We start from the raw sequence: 20958 nt of genomic DNA, 5'->3' as shown, positions 1-20958 counted from the left end.
AATTATCAGCTCGAATGATAATTTTTATAAAAAAGAGAGTCTCATTTTTCAATGAGACTCTCTTTTTTATATATTTAAACAGAATTTTCAGCTCTATCATTCAAAATAAATACTCGAGTGAAAACTACCATAATTACTACAATAACTAAAAAATATAGGGGCATGACTACTAAGGAACCTGTATGCAGCTGGCTCATACCCCAAATTGTCACTGTCACTATTATATAGTACCCTAAGCTAAACAATGCTCCTGCTGTACCAATGACGTCCTGAAAATCTACTAACGCTAAGCTAAGACAATTCGGTAACGCTACCCCAATTCCTAATAGCAATATAAACATCGCTACTAAAAATCCAATCATATATATTATGTTGGGATTTGATCCAACATAAGTAATAACAGATAAAATGACTGCTCCCCCTGTCATTACAATACAACCTATATATATGATTTTCTCCGGTTTATAAATAGGCAGTAACCGTTTTGAAACTTTCGCTCCAATAATAGAAGCAGACGCAACTACAATTCCTAGAAATCCGTACATACTAGGTGATAACTGAAAGTATTCAATAAAGATAAACGGCGCTTCTGCGTAGTAGCTAAATAAAACACCATTCGCTCCTCCAATCAATAGACCGTATGTTACTACTTTCGGATTTGTAATTAATCTTTTTAACACTGAAAACACATTTATTTTGTCCGTTACTGTGTCCGTTTTTGTTTCCGGAAGAGAAACAAAAGTATACAGCAAAATTCCAACACTCATAACTACTAAACTTAAAAACACCATTTTAAATCCAAACATTTGATCAAGAAAGCCCCCAATTAAAGGACCTATCGCTGGTGTAAAAGCAATGATTGCTGAAATTTGAGCAAACATAACATGACGCTTATGCCCTTCTACACTTTCACGAAGAATCGTTTGTGTCACAACTGAACCAGCACTTGCTCCAAACGCTTGAATAAAACGACTTAACAATAAAACTTCAATGGAACTTGCAATAAAGCATAAGAAACTTCCAGCGCCATATACGACAATTCCAAGTAACATTGCCCGGCGACGACCAATTATATCGGATAACCATCCAATAAAAAATACACCTAAAGCAAATCCAGCAAAATAAACACTAAGTGTTAACTGTACCTCATTATTACTTACGTGCAACGCCTTTGAAATGTCAGGTAAAGACGGTGTGTAAATCGTTTCACTAATTTGCGGAAATGCCACAAGAATTATCATTAACCAAAGCGATGGTACTGAGACTTTTTTCATTTTTAATACCCTCCTATAACTTTGAAAATCTCAGAAATGAATAGACTTTCCTTAGCTATGGAACAGGAGGGGCCATTATAGAAATTCGATCATAAAACAACAAAGAAAACACCTCAATCACGTATGTTAATACTTATAGGAGGGTAATATTAACATTGATTTTACAATATAGTCTTTCAATTATATGATAGGTTGTATTTGTTTTCTAGTGTTCATAATCTGAATATTTGTTAGTAGACGAATGTCCTTTTTATTCTCTCGGAAAATCGATTCGTTTCAAAAAAGTTAATAACTTAATACAATTACCTTATTATGAAATAATTCTCGCATTCGTACCTTCACGATTATGAATTGACCAATCAAAAACATAATGCAGTGACCCTTGTCAATTAGACAGGATTTAAAAAGCTCAACTAAACAACTGAACTCCCCCTCCAATTGTTATACATAGTCTAACAATTGGAGGGGGAGTTTTTTATGGCTAAATTTTCACTGATTGTTCTTCTTGATGGATAATTTCACCATCAATAATAGTTGTTTCTACTTTTAAATCTTTAATTTTGTTTGGATTGACACTTAAAATGCTGTCATCTAATATAACTAAATCCGCCAACTTTCCGATCTCTATGCTTCCTTTTATCTCTTCTTCAAAACTCGCATAAGCGCCATTCCATGTGTATAATTTAACAGCTTCCATTACGCTTATAGATTGATTAGCACCAACCTCCATTCCAGACTTGGTTTTTCTATTTACAGCAACATGAATTCCTAATAAAGGATTATAGTCAGTAACTGGCGCGTCCGATCCACCTGCTGCAATGATGCCACGATCAATAAAATCCCGAGCAGCGTACATGTGATTAACACGATCACCATAGTGCCGGGCATATATCTCTCCGAATTCATATGGGAATGGAGGATTTGGAATAGGAATCACTTCGAGTTTTTTCATTCTCTCTTGTAAATCTGGTGAAGAAATTCCCGCATGCTCGATCCGATGACGGTGGTTTTTTCTTGGTGATTCCTCCAATGCCTTTTCTACACAATTTAAATACATTTCAATTGCTTTATCACCTTGTGCATGTACAGTGATTTGATAACCTTTTTTATGCGCTTCACCTAAAACCCGATAGATTTCTTCCTCACTATAATAAAGAATGCCATAATTGTTAGGATCACTGGAGTACGACTCACGGGTTGCAATTGTAGGCCCGGTGCTACTTCCATCTGTAAACAATTTAGCTGGTCCAACTTTGAATCTCTCATCTCCGGTACCAGTTACCACACCAGCTTCGACCATTTTATTAACAAATTCATGGGAGTTATTTATCTGACATATCATTGCATATATTCGGACACGAATATCCTTACTCTTCACAGCTTGTTGTAGTAAACGGTAACTCTCAGGTCCATCTCCACCTGCGTCATGTATACTTGTTATGCCCGCTGCAACGAAATGATCTGATGCAATTTTCACAGCCTTCATCATTTCACTTTCTGTATAACTTGCAACTTCGCTCATCCTCATATTTGCTGCTTCAATTAACTTTCCTGTAAGCCTTCCTGCCTGATTCTTTTCAATAATCCCCCCACTCGGATCCGGTGTGTTCTCGTTAATCTGCGCAATTCCTAGTGCTTTACTGTTCACCACGCTTATGTGGTGGCAAGTACGGGATACAATAATAGGGTGTTCAACTGAAATTTCATCCAGCTCAGTAATTGTTGGATAACGCTTTTCCTTCACAGCGGTTTCATTAAAGCCCCAAGCACGTATCCATTCACCTTTTGGAGTTTCTAAGGCCTTCTTTTTCAGATCATCTAACAAAGCCTCGATAGAATCAATATGTTCAGCTTTACAACTGACCGCCAATTGATTCAATCCATGAGAAATGAGGTGAATATGGGAATCAATGAATCCAGGAAGAAGCGTTTTTCCTTGCAGGTCAATTACAACCGTTTTTTCTCCTATAAAACTCTTAACCTCCTGATTTGAGCCAACGACTACGATACGATTATCTTTTATTGCTACAGCTTCGACTACTGTATTCTTTTTGTCTACTGTAATAACTTCTCCATTTATCAATACAACATCAGCTTTCATAAACTCAACCCTTTCTGAATTTAAAGTTATATCTCTCAATAGGCTCTTCCGCTTTTCAACAAGATTTATCAATAATTAATTAAAGTTGAGCTAAACATTCTTTCATTGTTTTAACGATAAAAGTAAAGTCTTCCTCTGTGATGCTTAATGGAGGCGCAAGCTGCAAAATATTATTGTAACCTGCAACAGTGTCACCATTTTTACCAATAATTAGACCTTTTTCTTTACAAGCATTGATGACTTTGTTCACCTTTTCAATGGAAGCCGGTTCTTTTGTTTGCTTATCTTCCACTAGTTCAATACCTAAAAGAAGGCCTTTTCCGCGAACATCTCCTACGTTTGGATGCTCTTTTACATCCACTAGTTCATCTAGCAGTCGTTCACCCAATTCTTTGGAACGTTCAATGAGTTTCTCATTCTCCATAATTTCTAAATTCTTCAAAGCTAAGGCACAAGCAGCAGGATTTCCTCCAAACGTATTCACATGGCGGAAGCGATCATAATCTTCACTACCTACGAATGCCTCATAAACCTCTCGTCTGACTGCTGTTGCTGACAAAGGAAGATACGCACTTGTAATGCCTTTTGCCATTGTAATGATATCTGGTTTGACTCCATAATTCATAAATCCAAACGGCTTCCCTGTTCGGCCAAATCCACATATAACTTCATCACAAATGAGCAACGCACCGTGCTTCTCGCAAATTTCTTTTACTTTTTCCATATATCCATCAGGAGGCATTAAAATTCCGCCTCCGGTAATAATTGGCTCCATAATCACACCGGCTACTGTTTGGCTTAACTCCCATGTCATGACACGATCGATTTCATCAGCACTTGCCAGTGTATGAACATCCTCTGGATTGCGATACGTATCAGGCGGTGCTACATGCAGGAATCCTTGCCCCAATGGTTCATATTTATACTTTCGTTGTGCTTGACCTGTTGCTGCAAGAGCCCCCATTGTGTTACCGTGGTAAGCACGATAGCGTGAAATAAACTTATAGCGTCCGTGATCACCTTTTTGTTGATGATATTGACGAGCAATTTTAAACGCTGTTTCATTCGCTTCCGATCCACTGTTAGAAAAGAAAATGACGTATTCGTCACCAAGCCATTCATTCAATTTTTCTGCTAATTTAATGGCAGGAACATGACTTTGTGTCAGAGGGAAGTATGGCATTTCTTCAAGCTGTTCAAAAGCCGCTCTTGCAAGCTCTTTTCGACCATACCCAACATTCACGCACCAAAGACCAGACATACCGTCTAAATAACGGTTTCCATCAATATCCGTCACCCATGCCCCTTCTGCTTTTGTGATAATTAAATTCGTTGGACTAGGGGCTGCTCCTCTCATTGCATGCCAAAGGTACTTTTCATCTGCTATTTTCAAACTTTGTGTTTGTTCTGTCGCTTGCACAATCACCAACTCCATTCTATCTTTTTATGATTTTACATCACTCTTTCAATAACGAGCCGTAAGCATTTTCTTACGAGTATAGAATTCTACGCCATCTTTTCCATTTGCATGGAGATCACCATAGAAGGATTTCTTATAACCTGAGAATGGGAAAAATGCCATTGGAGCGGGAACTCCAAGATTGACCCCAAGCATACCTGCATCAATTCCTTCACGGAATTCACGAATGGCTTTAGCGCTATCGGTGTACAGGCATGCACCATTTGCGAATGGCGATGCATTAGCAACATGAATCGCTTCCATCAAGTCTTTTACGCGTACAACAGAAAGAACCGGTGCGAAGATTTCATCTTGCCAAATTTTCATTTCCTGTGTCACATTGTCAAAAATCGTTGGGCCAACAAAATAACCTTGGCTGTTTACTGCATCGTCTTCACGTCCGTCACGAATAAGTGTCGCTCCCTGCTCTACACCGGATTGAATGTATCCGAGTGTCCGCTCTTTATGTCCTTCACGAATAACGGGACCAAGGAAAACACCTTCTTCCAAGCCATTACCAATAGTAATAGCATTAGCCTCTTGAAGCAGTCTATTAACGAGCTCATCTGCAACGTCTTCTTCCACGACAACAACAGACGCAGCCATGCATCGTTCACCAGCTGAACCGAAAGCAGCACTTGTAATTTCTTTCACTGTAGAACTAATGTCCGCATCTTTTAATACGATCGAATGATTTTTTGCCCCTGCAAGAGCTTGTACACGTTTGCCGTTAGCTGCTGCTGTTTTATATATATACTCAGCCACAGGTTGAGAACCCACGAAAGATACAGCCTTCACATCCTCATTGTCAAGAATGCCGTTAACGACGTCATGTGCACCATGCACAACATTTAGTACTCCATCTGGAAGACCTGCTTCTTTAAACAGTTCAGCTATGCGATTAGCCAGCAACGGTGTTCTTTCAGATGGTTTTAATACAAACGTATTTCCGCATGCAATCGCGAGTGGAAACATCCAGCATGGAACCATCATCGGAAAGTTAAATGGCGTTATTCCTGCGATTACTCCGATTGGGTAACGATACATCCCTGATTCAACACCAGTAGCAATATCAGGAAGTTGCTCTCCCATCATTAAAGTGGGTGCACCTGCGGCAAATTCAACACATTCAATCCCCCGCTGTACTTCACCATATGCTTCTTTATAACTTTTTCCGTTTTCCAAGGTTACGAGTTTAGCTAACTCTTCCCAGTTTTCAATTAATAGCTGTTGATAGCGAAATAGAATCCGAGCACGCCGAGGCACTGCGATCCTTCTCCATGTTTTGAATGCTTCTTTAGCAGTTGCTACAGCTCTATCTACATCTTCTTTAGTCGAAAGCGGCACACGAGCAATAATCTCTCCTGTTGCTGGATTTGGTACATCTTCAACTTGTTTACTTGTGGATTCTATCCATTGTCCACCAATATAATTTTTCAACGTTTGTACATTTTTCATTACTACCATGGTGAAGCCTCCTATTTTAAAATAACCGTCCTATGTATTTATTGCACCCACAAAAGAAAGCGCATTCATTTGACGGTATGCAAACTTATTTACAATACATTTCTTCAACATTACTAATCTTAATTTTATCCATTGCATACGCAGGAGCAGTCATCTTCTCAGCATTTGTCCACTCCCCAGTTCACATTATTTTAGATTAATCTCATGGTTCATCTTATAATTCTTTTTCAGAAATACTGGGCAATCCCATTCACAAACAAGGTCCTTAGCCAAGGAAACGATCCAGTCCTTTGTAATATGATATTTTTTCCCATCAACAGTAATAAACACTTCACCATCTGTCACGTAGAAAACTTCCTGCTCTTCTACATGCCACGTTCCTTTATTCGGTTCGCCTACCCATGGTTCCCATGTGTAGGCACCTAGTTGCTCTGCTTCTTCTGCTGTAAGTTTTTTCGCAAAAAACATAATGATCCTCTCTCTTTCTTATTGGTAATTTTGAAGGAATAAGTCTATAAATCTACTGTCTTAACATTTGTATTTTTTAAACGTTTAAACTCTTTTTTCATAAAGTATATGGCAATGAGAACACCTGGAATTTCTGCAGCAGGAGCAGCGTACCATACACCTTCTACACCCCAGAATTTCGGGAAAATAAATAGAAACGGTAACATGAACAACAATATTTTGCTTACACTAATAAACGTTGCGGACCAGTTTCTCTCTTGTGATTCGAAATAACCAGAGATAAGCAAGCTAACTGCACTAAGCGTAAACAAACAATTGAATATAACTGTCGTCCAAATGCCCAGTTTCTGCAATTCAGCATTACCACCAGAAAAAAATGACACAATTGGGTCTGCAAAAATGATTAGTATGGCTGTCACAATCACAAAGAAGGAAACTGTAAAAATGAGTCCCATCTTAATTGCTTGTTTCACACGATCAAGGTTGCCCGCACCGTAATTATAACTAATAATTGGTTGAAGTCCTGTCATCCCACCGAGCGCTGCTAAGGCGAGGAGATTTGTAATGTAACCGTTTTGAATCGTGAAAGCTGCAACGTGCAGACCACCACCGTAGCTTTGCAGTAAGTTGTTGGTGAAAATAATTGCAATAAACATCATGAACTGACTCGAGAAAGATGCAAAGCCTGTCCAAACCACTTCACCAATCTTCTTGAGATTAATCATCATATCTTTCATTTTTGGCTTAAGTTTTGTTTTACCAAACCAGAAATAAAAGATTAGGAGAACAGGAATTGATTGCGAAATCGTATTGGCCCATGAAGAACCCATCATCCCCATATCATACTTCGTTACCATAATCCATTCTGCAATCCCAGCAACAGCTGCTGCGACTAGCCAACTGTTCATTGATAATATAGGTTTTTCATCGATATTAGCTAAAATACTTAATACAACGGCCAATATCGTTAATGGCAACGAAATCCATAGCAGTCGGCTATATTGCACTGCATATGGAAGTGCTTCATCACTTGCTCCGAATAAAATCATAATATCATTTTCAAAGACCAATCCAAGTATAGCTAACAAAGTGGAAAGGAAAAGAGTAAACCATAAAGTTTGCCCCATAATACTTCTAGCTTCTTCGATCTTCCCTTTTCCAAGTCGAAGTGAAATGACCGCTCCGGCTCCCACACCCAAAAGAACACCAATCATACGGGTAATAACCATGACCGTAAATCCAATTCCGATTCCTTCTATTTCCAGCTCTTGAAAGCCACTGACGAAATAACCATCAACAACCGATACAACTCCTAGAATTACGTTAGCCATAATTCCTGCCAAAGCAAACCGTAAATATAGTAACGGAATACTTTTGGTTCCCAGCACTGAATCATCCACCGGCTTATTCATTACTTCTGGTTGCTCTATTTTTGATGACGGACGGTTGTCCACTATTTTCATGAGCATATCCCCTTATAAATAATTTATATAGCAAGTTAAGCTCAATTAATTCGCATACCAACCTACAGGCTTAGCATGCTGGTGGATATTGATTTGCTTCGTTTCCATAAAGTGCTCCAGCCCAACAGTACCTAACGCCCTGCCGATTCCACTTTGCTTATATCCGCCCCAAGGGCCTTCCACATAAGCGAGATGATAACTATTAATCCAAGTAATTCCCGCACGCAATTTACTAATAACACGTTTTGCTCGGTCCATATCTTCAGTAAATACAGCACCGGCTAATCCATAAATGGAATCATTCGCTTTTTGGATGGCATCTTCCTCATCCTTAAATTTCTGTACAACAAGGACTGGACCAAAAATCTCTTCCTGCACAATACACATATTCGCATTTACATCAGCAAAGATTGTTGGTGCAATGAAAAACCCTCGATCAAGCCCATTTTCTGTTAAGCGCTTACCACCACAAACTAATTTTGCACCTTCTTCGATTCCTCTCTTTATATAATGTAAAACTTCATTCATATGAGACTCGTTTGTGAGGGCTCCCATTTCAATGTTCTCACTTTCCCCGTTGCCAACTACAATTTTGCTCGCACGCTCGGCCAATCTTTCAACAAACTTATCGTAAATGGTCTCTTGTACAAGCAAACGGGATGCAGCTGAACAAACTTGCCCAGCATTGTGGAAAATACCAAACATCGCATTATCGACTGCGGTTTCAAAATCCACATCGTCGAACACAATAAGTGGAGATTTACCACCCAGTTCAAGTGTTATTTTTTTCATATTACCCGCAGCTGCGTGCATAATACTTTGACCTGTTTTTGTTCCACCGGTAAAGGCAATTTTGTCAACATCATGGCTCTCTGCAAGCTCATTTCCAACCTTTGACCCAGGTCCCAATACCAAGTTTGCCACTCCGTCCGGAAGTCCAACCTCTTCGATAATTTCAAATAATTTGAATACGCTTACAGGAGTGACGTCAGCAGGTTTAATTACAATTGTATTCCCTGCGGCAAGTGCAGGAGCAATTTGCCAAACAGCTAACATAAGCGGAAAGTTCCAAGGTACAATAAGTCCACAAACACCAATCGGTTCATGAATAATAATTGTTTCCGAAGAATCAGCACGAGTGTAAGATTCCTTTTTCATACCTTTGATCAAGTCGGCATAATAGCGGAAGCATTGAATCGATACCGGAATATCTACATGGGTTGTTGCACGGATAACCTTACCGTTATTTGTAGTTTCCAAACGGGCAATTTCAGCTGTCTTCTCTTCAAGACGGTCTGCAATCTTATATAGATAGTCAGCTCTTTCATCAACCGATAAATCCGACCAGATTCCGCTGTCAAACGCTTTACGAGCCACCTTAATTGCTATCTTCGCATCATCTGCTGATCCATGAGCAGACGTTGCGATAACCTCTCCCGTTGCAGGATTGATAATGTTTCGTCTAGCACCGGATAATGCTTCTACCCATTTCCCGTCAATGAACATGTTAATTTCCATAAACACCTCTCCTTTACGCGATAATATCTACCAGTTTGAAACCAATATGTGCTATATTGACCAGCATCGTTTTCTGATTATAGAATGGGAATGATTTGAGGCGTTCCTTTTCAAATCGGTATCCACCTGCACTCCCCGTAACAATCCATTGTGCCAATAACTTACCAAACAATGTCGAGAGAGACGCGCCATGGCCCGTATAACCCGTTGCGAAATATGCGCCTTCTTTGGATCTACCGATAACCGGGAACGTATCAATTGTAACCCCGATAAATCCACCCCACCGGAAATTAATCTTGCTTCCTTCTAGTTTTGGCATTATTTTAACCATGGCATCGTAAACATTTTGATAAACAGCATCGCCTAAGTTTGGACGAATATCGCCACCGCCAAATATGATCCGATTATCTGGTGTGCGCCTGAAATAGTAAAGGAAACTGCTTGTATCAAAAACCATGCGATCTTTAGGAATGACGGTATTCACCAGTGATTCTGGAAGCTGTTCAGTAGCAATAATACGTGCCGAAATTGGCAGTACGCCTTTATTCAGTTCAGTCATGATTTTTCCAGAGTAACCATCTGTAGCCACAATAATGTCTTTCGCAGTAACAGCACCTTTTTCTGTTACAACTTTCACACTATTTCGGCCGTACTCAATAGATAGTGCTTTCGAATGCTCAAAGATTTTTGCACCGATCGATTTAGCTGCTTCTCCCAAACCAATTGCATAGTTCAGTGGTTGGAACGAGTAACTCGAGTTGTCGACTAAACAGCCATAATAATGCGGGGAATCGATCTCTTGGTGCAACTGACTTCGATTAAGCACGCTTGATTCGTATCCAAAATTTTTGTTTAAGTATTCACTTTCATGTTTCAATCCTTCAAAATGCTTGGCTTTGTAAGCCGCCACAATGTGACCTGTCTTTCTGAAGTTACAGTTGATTTGATGCTCGTCGATAATGTTTTTAACTAATTCAACACTAAGCAGAGAAAGATCGTTAAGCTGTCTCGCCTCTTCGGCACCATACTTCTTGGCAAGCTCCTGTATCGTTGACTTATAGCCCGGCAATACCATCCCGCCGTTGCGACCGCTTGCGCCATATCCGATTGTTTCCTGCTCAAGGACAATGACACTCTTCCCTAACTTTTGCAAATGATATGCAGAAGAAAGACCTGTGAAACCTGCGCCAATAATGACAACATCCGCCTCTTCATTTCCTTCAAGAGGTTTTCCTTTGTCATAGCTGTTTGCAGTCGCTGTCCATAGTGAGAGAGTATCCATATGATCCATCTTATCCATAGCTAATCCTTCTCCTTTCGTGACATGTATGTTACAATACAGTCAAAAATATTCTCAATATTCAAACTTATTAAGTTAATCATATGACTTGGAGCTTCCTCCAAGTCAATAGCTATTTGAGAGTTTTTTGAATTCATTTTGCGAAAAAAATGGAGTAACTCCACTTTTTTCATTGGGGGGACATCTATGAAAATTGGTACATTTGCGAAGTTTTTTCATGTTACGACTGATACCGTTCGTTATTACATTGAACTAGGATTATTAATACCAGACAAAAAAAACACCCAGTATCAAATGAACCAATTGTGTTTCGACGACATGGCTTTTATTACTGAGCTGAAAAAACTTCATTTTTCATTGATAGAAATCCAACGAATTTTATCATATCGGCGTGTCACAAACTTCTCGGACCATGAGGATATCGACTACTACAACAACTTGCTCATTGATAAAAAGGAACAGCTGACCCAAAAAAAAGAAGACATATCAAAAGCTATCCAATTGATTGAAAAAGCGGTTCAAACTAGCTCGCCTTCATCCAAAGAAGAGAATATTACAGGAATCCCGCTTGACTTTGTAAATCTGCTCTATTGTCCGAAATGCCGCATTCCACTTGAAATAAAAGATGTAACGATTAAAAAAGTCTACATTCACACGGGGAGTTTAACTTGTAACTGTGGGTACGAAGCAGCTATCGAGGAGGGTATTATCATTACTGCGAACTTGTACGAGACGTCTCCTTATCCATCTTATTTTTACGATAAAGAAACGATTAAAGAGATCAATCCCAAAATGATTAACTTATTTGAAAAAATTAATTTTCAGTTTCAAAAAGTTCTACAAAATATAGATTTGACAAACAAATTAATTGTGGAAACAAACGTTGACGCTTTTGTGTCACTACCCAAATATATCGATGTTCTTGAACCAAGCGCATCCTATGTATTCAGTGGCTACTCGCTTGCGATGCTCAAGAAGGTTAGAAACAGAATTGAGCGTATGAATCCGAAGCCACGCGTCCTTTATATTTTAAATTCCGATTTAAATCTGCCATTGAAACCGCTTAGCATCGATGTTTTTGTGGATAGTTTTTCAGTAACTGATTTTTCACTACTCAATCCGCAGTTCCCAATTCACGTTCTAAAAAACTATTTACATAGCAGTTCAACAATTGTCGGCGGATACTCGTATTATGATAGCCCGGCCAAATCCTTGAAAAATATTTCAGCCTTATATCCAAATTCTCACGAACATATTTTATATCCAAAATACTTAGAAGAAAATTTATCAGGCCACAAATTTCAAATCACGCAAAGTGAAAATATCGGTTACTGTACAGATCCAGGACCTTATTTTGATTATCATGTAATAGACGAAAAATTCCACATGCTCATGTATTTGGCTAGTACGAAAAAATAGCACAAAAAAGCGCCATCACAAGTGACGGCGCTTTTTATATGTAAGAGATACTAGAAGAGATCCTTCTAGCCTACTCCCATTTATAAGTCCAAAATTGTTCAAGTTGCAGCCATTTTAATGTTGCTGCATCTTTGTTTTTTATTTTTGCATGTGTTTCTTCAAGCATTGCTTCTGTTTGTGAACGATGCGCGCCTAGTGCAGCTAATTTATATTCAAATACTTCACTAATATTATTTACAACATCCGGCTCACCTAAAACAGCTTCGCGATTTCTCGTAATCGCAACCGCATGAATGACTGGACGCTCTTCTTTTGGCATACGCGATACAGCGCGAACTACAGCGTGGCCAAATGCATCATGATCTGGATGTACTCCGTGTTCTGGATAAAATGTAATAATTCGAGATGGATTTACTTCTTGAATAATCGCTTCGATTTTATCTGCAACAAAATCAACATCTTCAAATTCTAACGTTTTATCATGGAAACCAAGCATTCTTAAATCTTGAATCCCCATCGCTTCACATGCATCTTTTAATTCTTTTTCACGGATATTTGGAATCGTTTCACGGTTAGCGAATACATTTTTCCCCATGTTACGTCCCATTTGTCCAAGAGTACCACATGCATACGTTACAGGTACTCCTTGGTCTGTTAATAAGCGAATTGTTCCTCCCGCAGCAAATGCTTCATCATCTGGATGCGGAAATACAACAAGTACATGTCTCTCCATAAGTTTCCCTCCTTCTTACTTAAATGGTGTTAAGCTTAACTCAAGCGCTACCGCTAAGCGACCTTGGTTATCATGCCCTGCTAGTAATAAACGCTCTTTATCGTCTATTTCCCAGTGCGTAATGCCTTCTGCATATACCCAGCCATGATCCATTTTCAAACCAACTCGGTATGGGTTTGTTCCAGTTATTTTCCCGCGCTCAAAGCGAATAATTGCATTTCGAATGAATGCTCCAACTGTCATCATCTTTTCATTAAAGTGTGACGCATACGCTCCATTCGTCGTTTCTAAATGAATATATACATCTTTATTTACAAAACGTTCAATTTCATTTTGAATAAGAGAACTATCTTTTACTATTTCCATCGGAATTCACCTCTTTAAACCATTTTACGCAAAAATAATGTAAATTGCTATCTCTATATTAGAGGACAACGCTCACTTTTCCTAATAATTTGCACTGTGTTTTTTATATTTTTTATATGATATGTAAAAATCTCATTTTTTCCTTCACTTTGTTAAATAGTTTTCTTTCTTTTTTGAATTTGCTACAATATATTTTATCCCATGTTAATGCAGTGAGATACATTTCGACAATTGAATACATACTTTAAAGAAGGTGACATGCTTGGAACAATCAGCACGTGAAGTAGCAAATTGGCAATATTATTTTGCAATTGCCGTATTTTTAGTCACGTACGGTTTTATTATTTCTGAGAAATTGAATCGTGCTGTAATCGCACTATTCGGTGCTGTTATTATGATTATTTTTGGAATTGTAGATTTACATACTGCTTTCACATCACATATTCAATGGGAAACGATCACCCTTTTAATTGGGATGATGATTCTCGTACATATTACGAGTCAATCAGGCGTATTTGAATTTGTAGCCATTAAAGCAGCAAAAGCAGCTGGCGGAAAACCAATCCGCATTTTATTATTACTATCCCTATTAACCGCTGTTGGTTCTGCATTTTTGGACAACGTAACAACCGTATTATTAATCGTACCTGTTACACTATCCATTACACGTATTTTAAAAGTAAACCCTGTTCCTTATTTAATTTCAGAAGTACTATTTTCAAATATAGGCGGAACAGCAACATTAATCGGTGATCCGCCTAACATTATGATTGGATCAGCTAATAAGCATTTAGACTTTAATGCCTTCTTATTAAACTTAGCTCCAATCGTAATCATTATTTCTATCGTTACACTCGGTATTATTTACTTCATGTATCGTAACAAACTAAAAACAACAACTGAGCAAATCGATAAACTAATGGCATTAAATGAAAAAGATTATATTAAAGATCAAAGCCTCCTTTTAAAATCCATTACGATTTTAGGACTAACTATTTTAGGCTTTGTACTTCATTCTATTATTCATGTAGACGCTGCCGTTATTGCGATGACAGGTGCTACACTCCTTATGTTAATCGGCGTGAAAGAACATGATATTGAAGATATATTCGCCCACGTTGAATGGGTAACCATTTTCTTCTTCGCCGGACTATTCGTTCTCGTTGGCGGGTTAATTGATATCGGACTTATTTCTTCACTCGCAAAAGAAGTAATCGACGTAACAAACGGTGACATCGGTTTCGCTGCGATACTTATCTTATGGGTATCTGGCATCGCATCTGCGACGATCGACAATATCCCATTTGTCGCAACAATGATCCCGCTTATTCAAGATTTAGCTACAGGACTCGGACTATCTGTCGACTCTCCGCAAATCGAAGTACTATGGTGGGCGTTATCTCTCGGAGCTTGCTTAGGAGGAAACGGAACGTTAATCGGAGCATCAGCAAACGTAGTCGTTGCTGGTATTGCAAAACGTGAAGGACATGGATTCTCTTATATGGACTTCTTAAAAATCGGTTTCCCATTAACAATCATTGCGCTATTGTTATCACATGCTTACATTTATTTGCGTTATTTAATGTAAAGGTTGTATTGCATGAAATTATATCGTCAAATACAAAAGGTTTGCAGCATAGTGCTGCAAACCTTTTTCATCACCAGAATATACCTATAATTGCTAATCCACCTAAAATCATACCACCAATTTGTCCGATGATTGCCGGTGATAATTGAACACCTTTTCTCACTTCAACAACCGGTCTTTCGTGTCTTAGTTGTTGGACTTCACTTTGAAGTTGATGTACACTTCCGTGTAGTTCTTTAATTAGTTCTTTTAATTCAGCGACCTCTTCGTTTACTGGCTTACTTTTTTCTAAGTTCATCTCGCATAACTCCTTATAAATTCAATCAGTGCACTGTAAATTTTCGCCAATTACCGTTATATCTCCTGCATACTACATATATAATATGGAATGTACTTTTAATCTTGCAGCACTATCCATTCATCCCGCAATATCCCCATAATCATACGATCAAAACACTTTCCATCTCTTTGAACTGCTTCTCTCATACATCCTTCCATCTGAAAACCCATCTTTTTATACAGTGCAACGGCAGCTTTATTATAGGAAATAACATCGAGACCAACCCGGTGTAAATTTATTTCATAGAAAGCATACTTTAAAATAAGATGTATTGCTTCTCTCCCATATCCTTTTCCCCTATCATTTGCATCCCCTATTCCAATGGCTAATAAACCTGTTCTGTTATTCCACTCTATGCCATGAATTGCAACAAAACCAATTAAGCGATCATCTTGAACTGTTCTTAACATGAAAGAAATACTATTTGATCTCCGTCCCTTTAGTAGTTCATCATTTGATATTTCATGTAAAGATTGCGGGAATGCTAAATCTGTATCTACATTTCTTAAATACTCACTATCCTCTTGCCACACAGCCATTACTTCAGCATCCGTTGCTCTAATAGCTGATAATTTAATTGTTTTATCTCGAAAAAGATTAATTGTCATCTGAAACTCCCCTTTTTTAAAATAGCGGGGACAGTAATTCTAGCCTATTTATCCCCTTGTTCCATAAACTGTTTTTTTTAATAGGATACTTACAATAAGCGCCGACATTGGCACATCTCCTCTACATTGAATTAACTTCATTGTATAATTTTTCATTTATTCTAACAATAACAACGATAAAAAGACCCTCCAAATTTAGAGGGCCTTCCTAACAACCAAACGATATTACTTCGTAAACATTTTCTCCGCTTCATCCATTGCTATTTTGTTACCTAAGGCAGAATAGTCAAGCCATGGTTGGTCATTAATAATGTATACGTGCTTACCTTTAACAGCTTTTAAATCTTTCCAAATCGGTGTTTCTTGAAGTTGTTTAAATGCTGCTTTTGCTTTATCGTCTCTATTTACGACAACGAAAATAGCATCCGCATCAAAGTCAGGTAATACTTCTTGTGAAATTACTTCGAAAGGACGGTTTCCATCAATTTTCTCTACACCATTTGCAGGTTGTAATCCTAAGTCTTGGAATAAGATTGGTCCCATCGGTCTTTTCGTACTAAATACACGTAATTCTTTTGCAGTAACGCGAATTGCCATTACTTTTTCGTTATTACCTAGTTCTTTATCTATTAAACTTTTTACTCGTTTTGATTGTTCTTCATAGTCTTGAATATATTTATCTGCTTCTTTCTCACGGTTTACAAGCTTACCAACTTCTTTTAAATGATCTCTCCACGTGCCTTCATCTAAATTGAAAGAATGTGTTTTTGCAATTTTTTCGTATTTCGCTAAATCTTTGCCAGCATATTTTTCATCAACATAAATTTCAGATGGTTTTAATTGTAGTAATGCTTCCATATTTGGATCTGTTACAACACCAAGTTTCTTCGTATCTTTCAGCCGTTCTTTTGCGTGCGGTAAGAAATCTTTTAAATCTCCACCAATAACAGAACCTACTGGTGTAATTCCTAATGCAAGTAAATTATTCGTTAAGTGAATAGACATCGAAGCAATTTTTGGATCATTACTTTTTCCTGTTTTTTTAGTTGCCTCTTCACTAGATTTCGTTTGACCACATGCTGATAAAACTAAAATACACATAATGCTAAATAAAATGGAAAGTTTCTTTTTCATATGTTCTCCTCTTTGAAGTATTTATTTTGTTTTTGTAAGTAAATAAAGAAAATACGGCGCTCCTAAAGCCGCTACTACTACACCAGCTGGAATAGAGTTTGGCTCGAATACAGAACGACCTATCGTATCTGCGAGTACTAAAATAATCATTCCAATAATGCCAGCTAACGGAAGGAAGTGTTGATAGGTAGTACCTACTAACTTCCTTGCAATATGCGGAGAAACTAAGCCGATAAAGCCAATTCCCCCTGCCATTGATACACTTGCACAAGACAATCCTACCGCTGTAGCTAAAAGCAGTAACCGTTCTTTTTGAACAGATACACCAAGTCCTGCTGCTACACTATCACCTAGTGACAGTGCATTTAACGTTTTAGATTTTAACCATGCGTACGGAGTTAATATAAAAATCCACGGTACTAATGCAAGAACATGAATCCAATCTTTTCCCCACACGTTACCAACTAGCCATCTAGAAGCGAATGTATACGTCTCATCATTTAACTTGAGAGAGAAAAATAACGAAAGTGCACTAAAACCAGCTGAAACTGCAATCCCAACGAGAATAAGTCTTATAGGAAGTAAACCTTTTGACCGGTCACTCGCAAGTAAAATAATAAGAAATGCAGCTAACACTCCCCCGCCAAACGTAAATAACGGTATTAAAATCGATGCACTCTCGTTAATAGACTGAAAGAGAGTAACGAATACAATTAGCCCGAAAGATGCACCCGAATGTAATCCGAGAATACCTGGATCTGCGAGTGCATTACGAGATAGCCCTTGCAAAATCGCACCAGAAACTCCAAGGCCAATACCTGCTAACATTGTGATGATTATTCTTGGCATACGATAATCGTATAGCACGGTTGCACTCTCAAAATCACCATAGCCAAAAAGCATTTGAATTACTTTGAGCGGTGCGATGCTCAGCGTACCTGTATTTAAACTAATTAAAATTACAGCGATACTTATACATCCGAAAATTGTAGTTACAGTAATAGCTCTCTTTTTATCCGTGTTAAAAAGATCCTTCACTTATAACTCCCTCCCAACTTTACGTGCTATATAAAGGAAGAACGGAACTCCAACAAGAGCTACCATAATTCCTATCGCAAGTTCTTTAGGAGGATTTACTGTTCTTGCCCCTAAATCAGCTAACACCAATAACATAGCTCCTAATAATGCTGACATAGGAATAATAAGCCGATAATTAACACCTACTAATTTTCTAGCGATGTGCGGAATAACAAGTCCTACAAATCCAATGGAACCAACAGCTGAAACAGACACACCTGCAAGAATGACTACTATAATCATCCCAAGTATTCTCGTTCGGTTCGTTTTCACACCTAAATTCGTAGCAACATCATCCCCCATTGATATGAGTGAAATAGATCGCCCTAGCACTGTTGCAAAAACAATCGTTATGAGAATAATAGGCACTAAAAATTTCAAGTGTTCCCACTTAACCCCCGCAACACCACCAGCAAACCAAAACGCTAAATCTTGGCTTAAATCATAATAAATTGCAATACCTGAACTTAATGAGTGTAAAAGCGCTGCCATAACTGCCCCAGCAATCGTTAACCTCATCGGTGTTAACCCTCCTGATGTTGCCGATCCGATAATAAAAATGAGTATGGTACTTAAAACTGCTCCAATAAAGGAAACAATCATTAAGTAGGAATACGGCATATGCGGGAAAAAGGCAAAACTAAGTGCTACTACAAACATCGCACCTGCATTTATTCCGAGCACACCTGCATCAGCTAAAGGATTTCGTGTTACTCCTTGCATAACAGCACCAGCAACTGCAAAAGCAGCTCCTACAACTGCCGCTCCAATTACCCTTGGGAGCCTTAATTCATAAATAATTTGATGCTGCGTTAATTTCGGATTGTAATCAAAAACCGCTGCCCATACCGTTTGCAAATGAATATCCTTTGCACCGAATGCAACGGCTAAAAATATAGATCCAATTAAACATACAATTGTTAAGCTCATGAAACATACGAACTTAATATGTATCCAGCGATTATTACCAGCATGTACAGTAGACTTATGTAACATGTTTCATTTCATCCTTTATATTCAGTTGTTTTTTATAATTATTTTTTATTTATAATCATTATTGATAATAATTATCATTTTCATTTAGATATTATATCCCCACTTTTTTTAAATAGCAAACTATTTTTTTACTTTGTTAAAATATTAAAACACTTATTACAATTCCCTTCTAAAACTTACAAATACATGCAAAATAGACTACTGTTTTATTTTTAAAATTGTAGTATACTTAGTCATTATTTTGAGTTTTCTAATAAATACACCAAAGGTGACACAATGTTCTATATAAAACAACTACTACATTTCACTTACGAGCAAGCATTATCCTGCTTGTTCCCAGTCGTTATTTTTTTAACACTAGCCCTTTCAAAAATCATTTCTATCCCAGGATTATATCGCTATGATTTCATACTCATTGTATGTCTTCTTATGCAATGGATTATGTACAAGACTGGACTTGAGACGAAAGACGAATTAAAAGTAATTACTGTTTTTCACCTCATTGGCCTTCTACTAGAAATATATAAAGTACATTTCGGTTCATGGGGTTATCCTGAAGAAGCGTATTCGAAGGTTTTTGGAGTTCCACTTTATAGCGGTTTTATGTATGCAAGCGTCGCAAGTTACATATGTCAAGCGTGGAGAAGATTGCATTTACAAATGTATAATTGGCCGAAAGCCATTTTTGCCGTGCCGTTAGGAGCAATGATTTACTTCAATTTTTTCACACACCATTTTCTATATGACTTTAGATGGGTATTAACTTTACTTTTATTTATTGTTTTCTTTCGAACATTTGTGGAATTTTCATTACAAGGTGTTACATATAAAATGCCGCTCGTTCTCTCCTTTTTCCTTATTGGATTCTTTATTTGGATTGCAGAAAACATCGCTACTTTCTTCGGAGCATGGCAATACCCAAATCAACGGGAAACATGGAACCTCGTTCACCTTAGCAAAATTAGCTCATGGTTTTTACTCGTTGTCATTAGCATTATGATTGTTACACAATTAAAACATTTGAAGCAATCGAAAAGATAATGATGATTATGTAAATACATATTAGAAACAACTAATCTTCTTTGCTTGCTCAATAAAAAAACGAAATCCATCTAGGATTTCGTTTTTTTACTAAAGAGCTTTAATAATTCGTTCCATCGCCTTCATTTGACCAATATGATCCGCTTCATGGTAAAGCATCATACCGTAAAGCTCCCCTACTGTTTCCAATCCTAGGAATGGCTCTGGAAGTTTATTTTCAAATGCTTCTGCTGGAATTTCATGAATGCGCTTTGCTTGTTCTTTTAATTGAGCTGTTAACACTTCTAATGATGGTCCTTCTTTTCCCCATTTAGATGGTCTCGATCCATATCCAAACATACCTGGATATTCAGTTGGTAAGTGTTTAAACTCTCTTCCAAACATGAAAGTTTCTGCTGCACTTAACACGTGACCGATATGCCAACGGATTGTGTTATTAAAGCCATCCGGCTGCGTATCCGCAGTTTTGTCATCTAAAGTTTCCATAAATTTAAGTAATGCTCCACGCGTTATTTCAAATTGTTTTAAACCAACTATTCTATTCACTCTATCATTTCCTTTCTTATATACAGTTTATTATCAGCGGAGAATATCCCACTGACTAAA

Annotated in this window: 19 protein-coding genes; 3 read left to right on the top strand and 16 right to left on the bottom strand. The window is 37.8% G+C overall.

Translation table 11 applies throughout. The features are described 5' to 3' along the window. Positions 1 to 74: 74 nt before the first annotated feature. The 8 genes from MR071_RS06730 to MR071_RS06695 form a co-directional block, all read right to left on the bottom strand. Positions 75 to 1274, bottom strand: coding sequence for a multidrug effflux MFS transporter (locus MR071_RS06730; RefSeq protein WP_105585176.1), 1200 nt, complete (start codon positions 1272 to 1274; stop codon positions 75 to 77). 481 nt (positions 1275 to 1755) lie between these two features. Then, the gene (locus tag MR071_RS06725) at positions 1756 to 3375 is read right to left on the bottom strand and encodes an amidohydrolase (RefSeq protein ID WP_242235484.1); all 1620 of its coding nucleotides are present in this window, start codon (positions 3373 to 3375) and stop codon (positions 1756 to 1758) included. Positions 3376 to 3454: 79 nt separating this feature from the next. Continuing rightward, positions 3455 to 4810: an aspartate aminotransferase family protein gene (locus tag MR071_RS06720; RefSeq protein WP_242235482.1), complete on the bottom strand. Its 1356-nt coding sequence runs from the start codon at positions 4808 to 4810 to the stop codon at positions 3455 to 3457. A gap of 30 nt (positions 4811 to 4840) precedes the next feature. Beyond that, positions 4841 to 6301, bottom strand: a complete 1461-nt coding sequence (locus MR071_RS06715) for a CoA-acylating methylmalonate-semialdehyde dehydrogenase (RefSeq protein WP_305037868.1) — start codon at positions 6299 to 6301, stop codon at positions 4841 to 4843. Between the two features lie 186 nt (positions 6302 to 6487). Then, positions 6488 to 6769 carry a cupin domain-containing protein gene (locus tag MR071_RS06710; RefSeq protein WP_105585179.1) on the bottom strand — a complete coding sequence of 94 codons (282 nt, stop codon included), beginning with the start codon at positions 6767 to 6769 and terminating at the stop codon, positions 6488 to 6490. Positions 6770 to 6813: 44 nt separating this feature from the next. After that, positions 6814 to 8232, bottom strand: a complete 1419-nt coding sequence (locus MR071_RS06705) for an MATE family efflux transporter (RefSeq protein WP_105585180.1) — start codon at positions 8230 to 8232, stop codon at positions 6814 to 6816. A 45-nt stretch (positions 8233 to 8277) separates the two neighbouring features. Continuing rightward, complete coding sequence (locus MR071_RS06700) at positions 8278 to 9750, bottom strand: aldehyde dehydrogenase family protein (protein WP_242235480.1); 1473 nt, start codon at positions 9748 to 9750, stop codon at positions 8278 to 8280. A 13-nt stretch (positions 9751 to 9763) separates the two neighbouring features. Then, a complete protein-coding gene (locus MR071_RS06695; protein WP_105585182.1) occupies positions 9764 to 11050 on the bottom strand; it encodes an NAD(P)/FAD-dependent oxidoreductase in 1287 nt (428 codons plus the stop codon). A 186-nt stretch (positions 11051 to 11236) separates the two neighbouring features. Here MR071_RS06695 and MR071_RS06690 point away from each other — a divergent pair, with 186 nt between their 5' ends. Next, the gene (locus tag MR071_RS06690) at positions 11237 to 12469 is read left to right on the top strand and encodes a MerR family transcriptional regulator (protein WP_105585183.1); all 1233 of its coding nucleotides are present in this window, start codon (positions 11237 to 11239) and stop codon (positions 12467 to 12469) included. 70 nt (positions 12470 to 12539) lie between these two features. Here the strand turns inward: MR071_RS06690 and bshB2 are convergent, their stop codons facing one another. Both bshB2 and MR071_RS06680 read right to left on the bottom strand, forming a co-directional pair. After that, positions 12540 to 13202 carry a bacillithiol biosynthesis deacetylase BshB2 gene (bshB2, locus tag MR071_RS06685; RefSeq protein WP_242235479.1) on the bottom strand — a complete coding sequence of 221 codons (663 nt, stop codon included), beginning with the start codon at positions 13200 to 13202 and terminating at the stop codon, positions 12540 to 12542. 15 nt (positions 13203 to 13217) lie between these two features. Beyond that, on the bottom strand, positions 13218 to 13568 hold the full coding sequence (locus MR071_RS06680) for a YojF family protein (protein ID WP_098220375.1): 351 nt from the start codon (positions 13566 to 13568) through the stop codon (positions 13218 to 13220). Between the two features lie 262 nt (positions 13569 to 13830). Here MR071_RS06680 and MR071_RS06675 point away from each other — a divergent pair, with 262 nt between their 5' ends. Next, positions 13831 to 15156, top strand: coding sequence for an ArsB/NhaD family transporter (locus tag MR071_RS06675; protein ID WP_242235477.1), 1326 nt, complete (start codon positions 13831 to 13833; stop codon positions 15154 to 15156). A 70-nt stretch (positions 15157 to 15226) separates the two neighbouring features. On the opposite strand, the gene MR071_RS06670 is transcribed toward MR071_RS06675, so the two are convergent. The 5 genes from MR071_RS06670 to MR071_RS06650 form a co-directional block, all read right to left on the bottom strand. Further along, on the bottom strand, positions 15227 to 15454 hold the full coding sequence (locus tag MR071_RS06670) for a coiled-coil domain-containing protein (protein WP_002111012.1): 228 nt from the start codon (positions 15452 to 15454) through the stop codon (positions 15227 to 15229). A gap of 98 nt (positions 15455 to 15552) precedes the next feature. Then, entirely contained in the window at positions 15553 to 16104 is a 552-nt protein-coding gene (locus MR071_RS06665; RefSeq protein ID WP_105585186.1) for a GNAT family N-acetyltransferase, read from the bottom strand. A 225-nt stretch (positions 16105 to 16329) separates the two neighbouring features. Beyond that, the gene (locus tag MR071_RS06660) at positions 16330 to 17238 is read right to left on the bottom strand and encodes an iron-hydroxamate ABC transporter substrate-binding protein (RefSeq protein WP_242235475.1); all 909 of its coding nucleotides are present in this window, start codon (positions 17236 to 17238) and stop codon (positions 16330 to 16332) included. Positions 17239 to 17259: 21 nt separating this feature from the next. After that, positions 17260 to 18276: a FecCD family ABC transporter permease gene (locus tag MR071_RS06655; protein ID WP_242235473.1), complete on the bottom strand. Its 1017-nt coding sequence runs from the start codon at positions 18274 to 18276 to the stop codon at positions 17260 to 17262. Then, positions 18277 to 19311 carry a FecCD family ABC transporter permease gene (locus MR071_RS06650; protein WP_105585189.1) on the bottom strand — a complete coding sequence of 345 codons (1035 nt, stop codon included), beginning with the start codon at positions 19309 to 19311 and terminating at the stop codon, positions 18277 to 18279. 276 nt (positions 19312 to 19587) lie between these two features. Between MR071_RS06650 and MR071_RS06645 the strand changes: the two genes are divergently transcribed. Further along, positions 19588 to 20352 (top strand): DUF817 domain-containing protein, encoded by a 765-nt coding sequence (locus MR071_RS06645; RefSeq protein ID WP_242235471.1) that lies wholly within the window; start codon positions 19588 to 19590, stop codon positions 20350 to 20352. A gap of 90 nt (positions 20353 to 20442) precedes the next feature. Here MR071_RS06645 and MR071_RS06640 read toward each other — a convergent pair whose 3' ends face one another. Continuing rightward, a complete protein-coding gene (locus MR071_RS06640; RefSeq protein WP_242235469.1) occupies positions 20443 to 20898 on the bottom strand; it encodes a DinB family protein in 456 nt (151 codons plus the stop codon). Positions 20899 to 20958: the final 60 nt, after the last annotated feature.

Origin of the sequence: Bacillus cereus group sp. BfR-BA-01316, from assembly GCF_022664195.1 — a bacterium.
Taxonomy (GTDB): Bacteria; Bacillota; Bacilli; order Bacillales; family Bacillaceae_G; genus Bacillus_A.
This window is presented reverse-complemented; position numbering and strand designations above follow the sequence as displayed.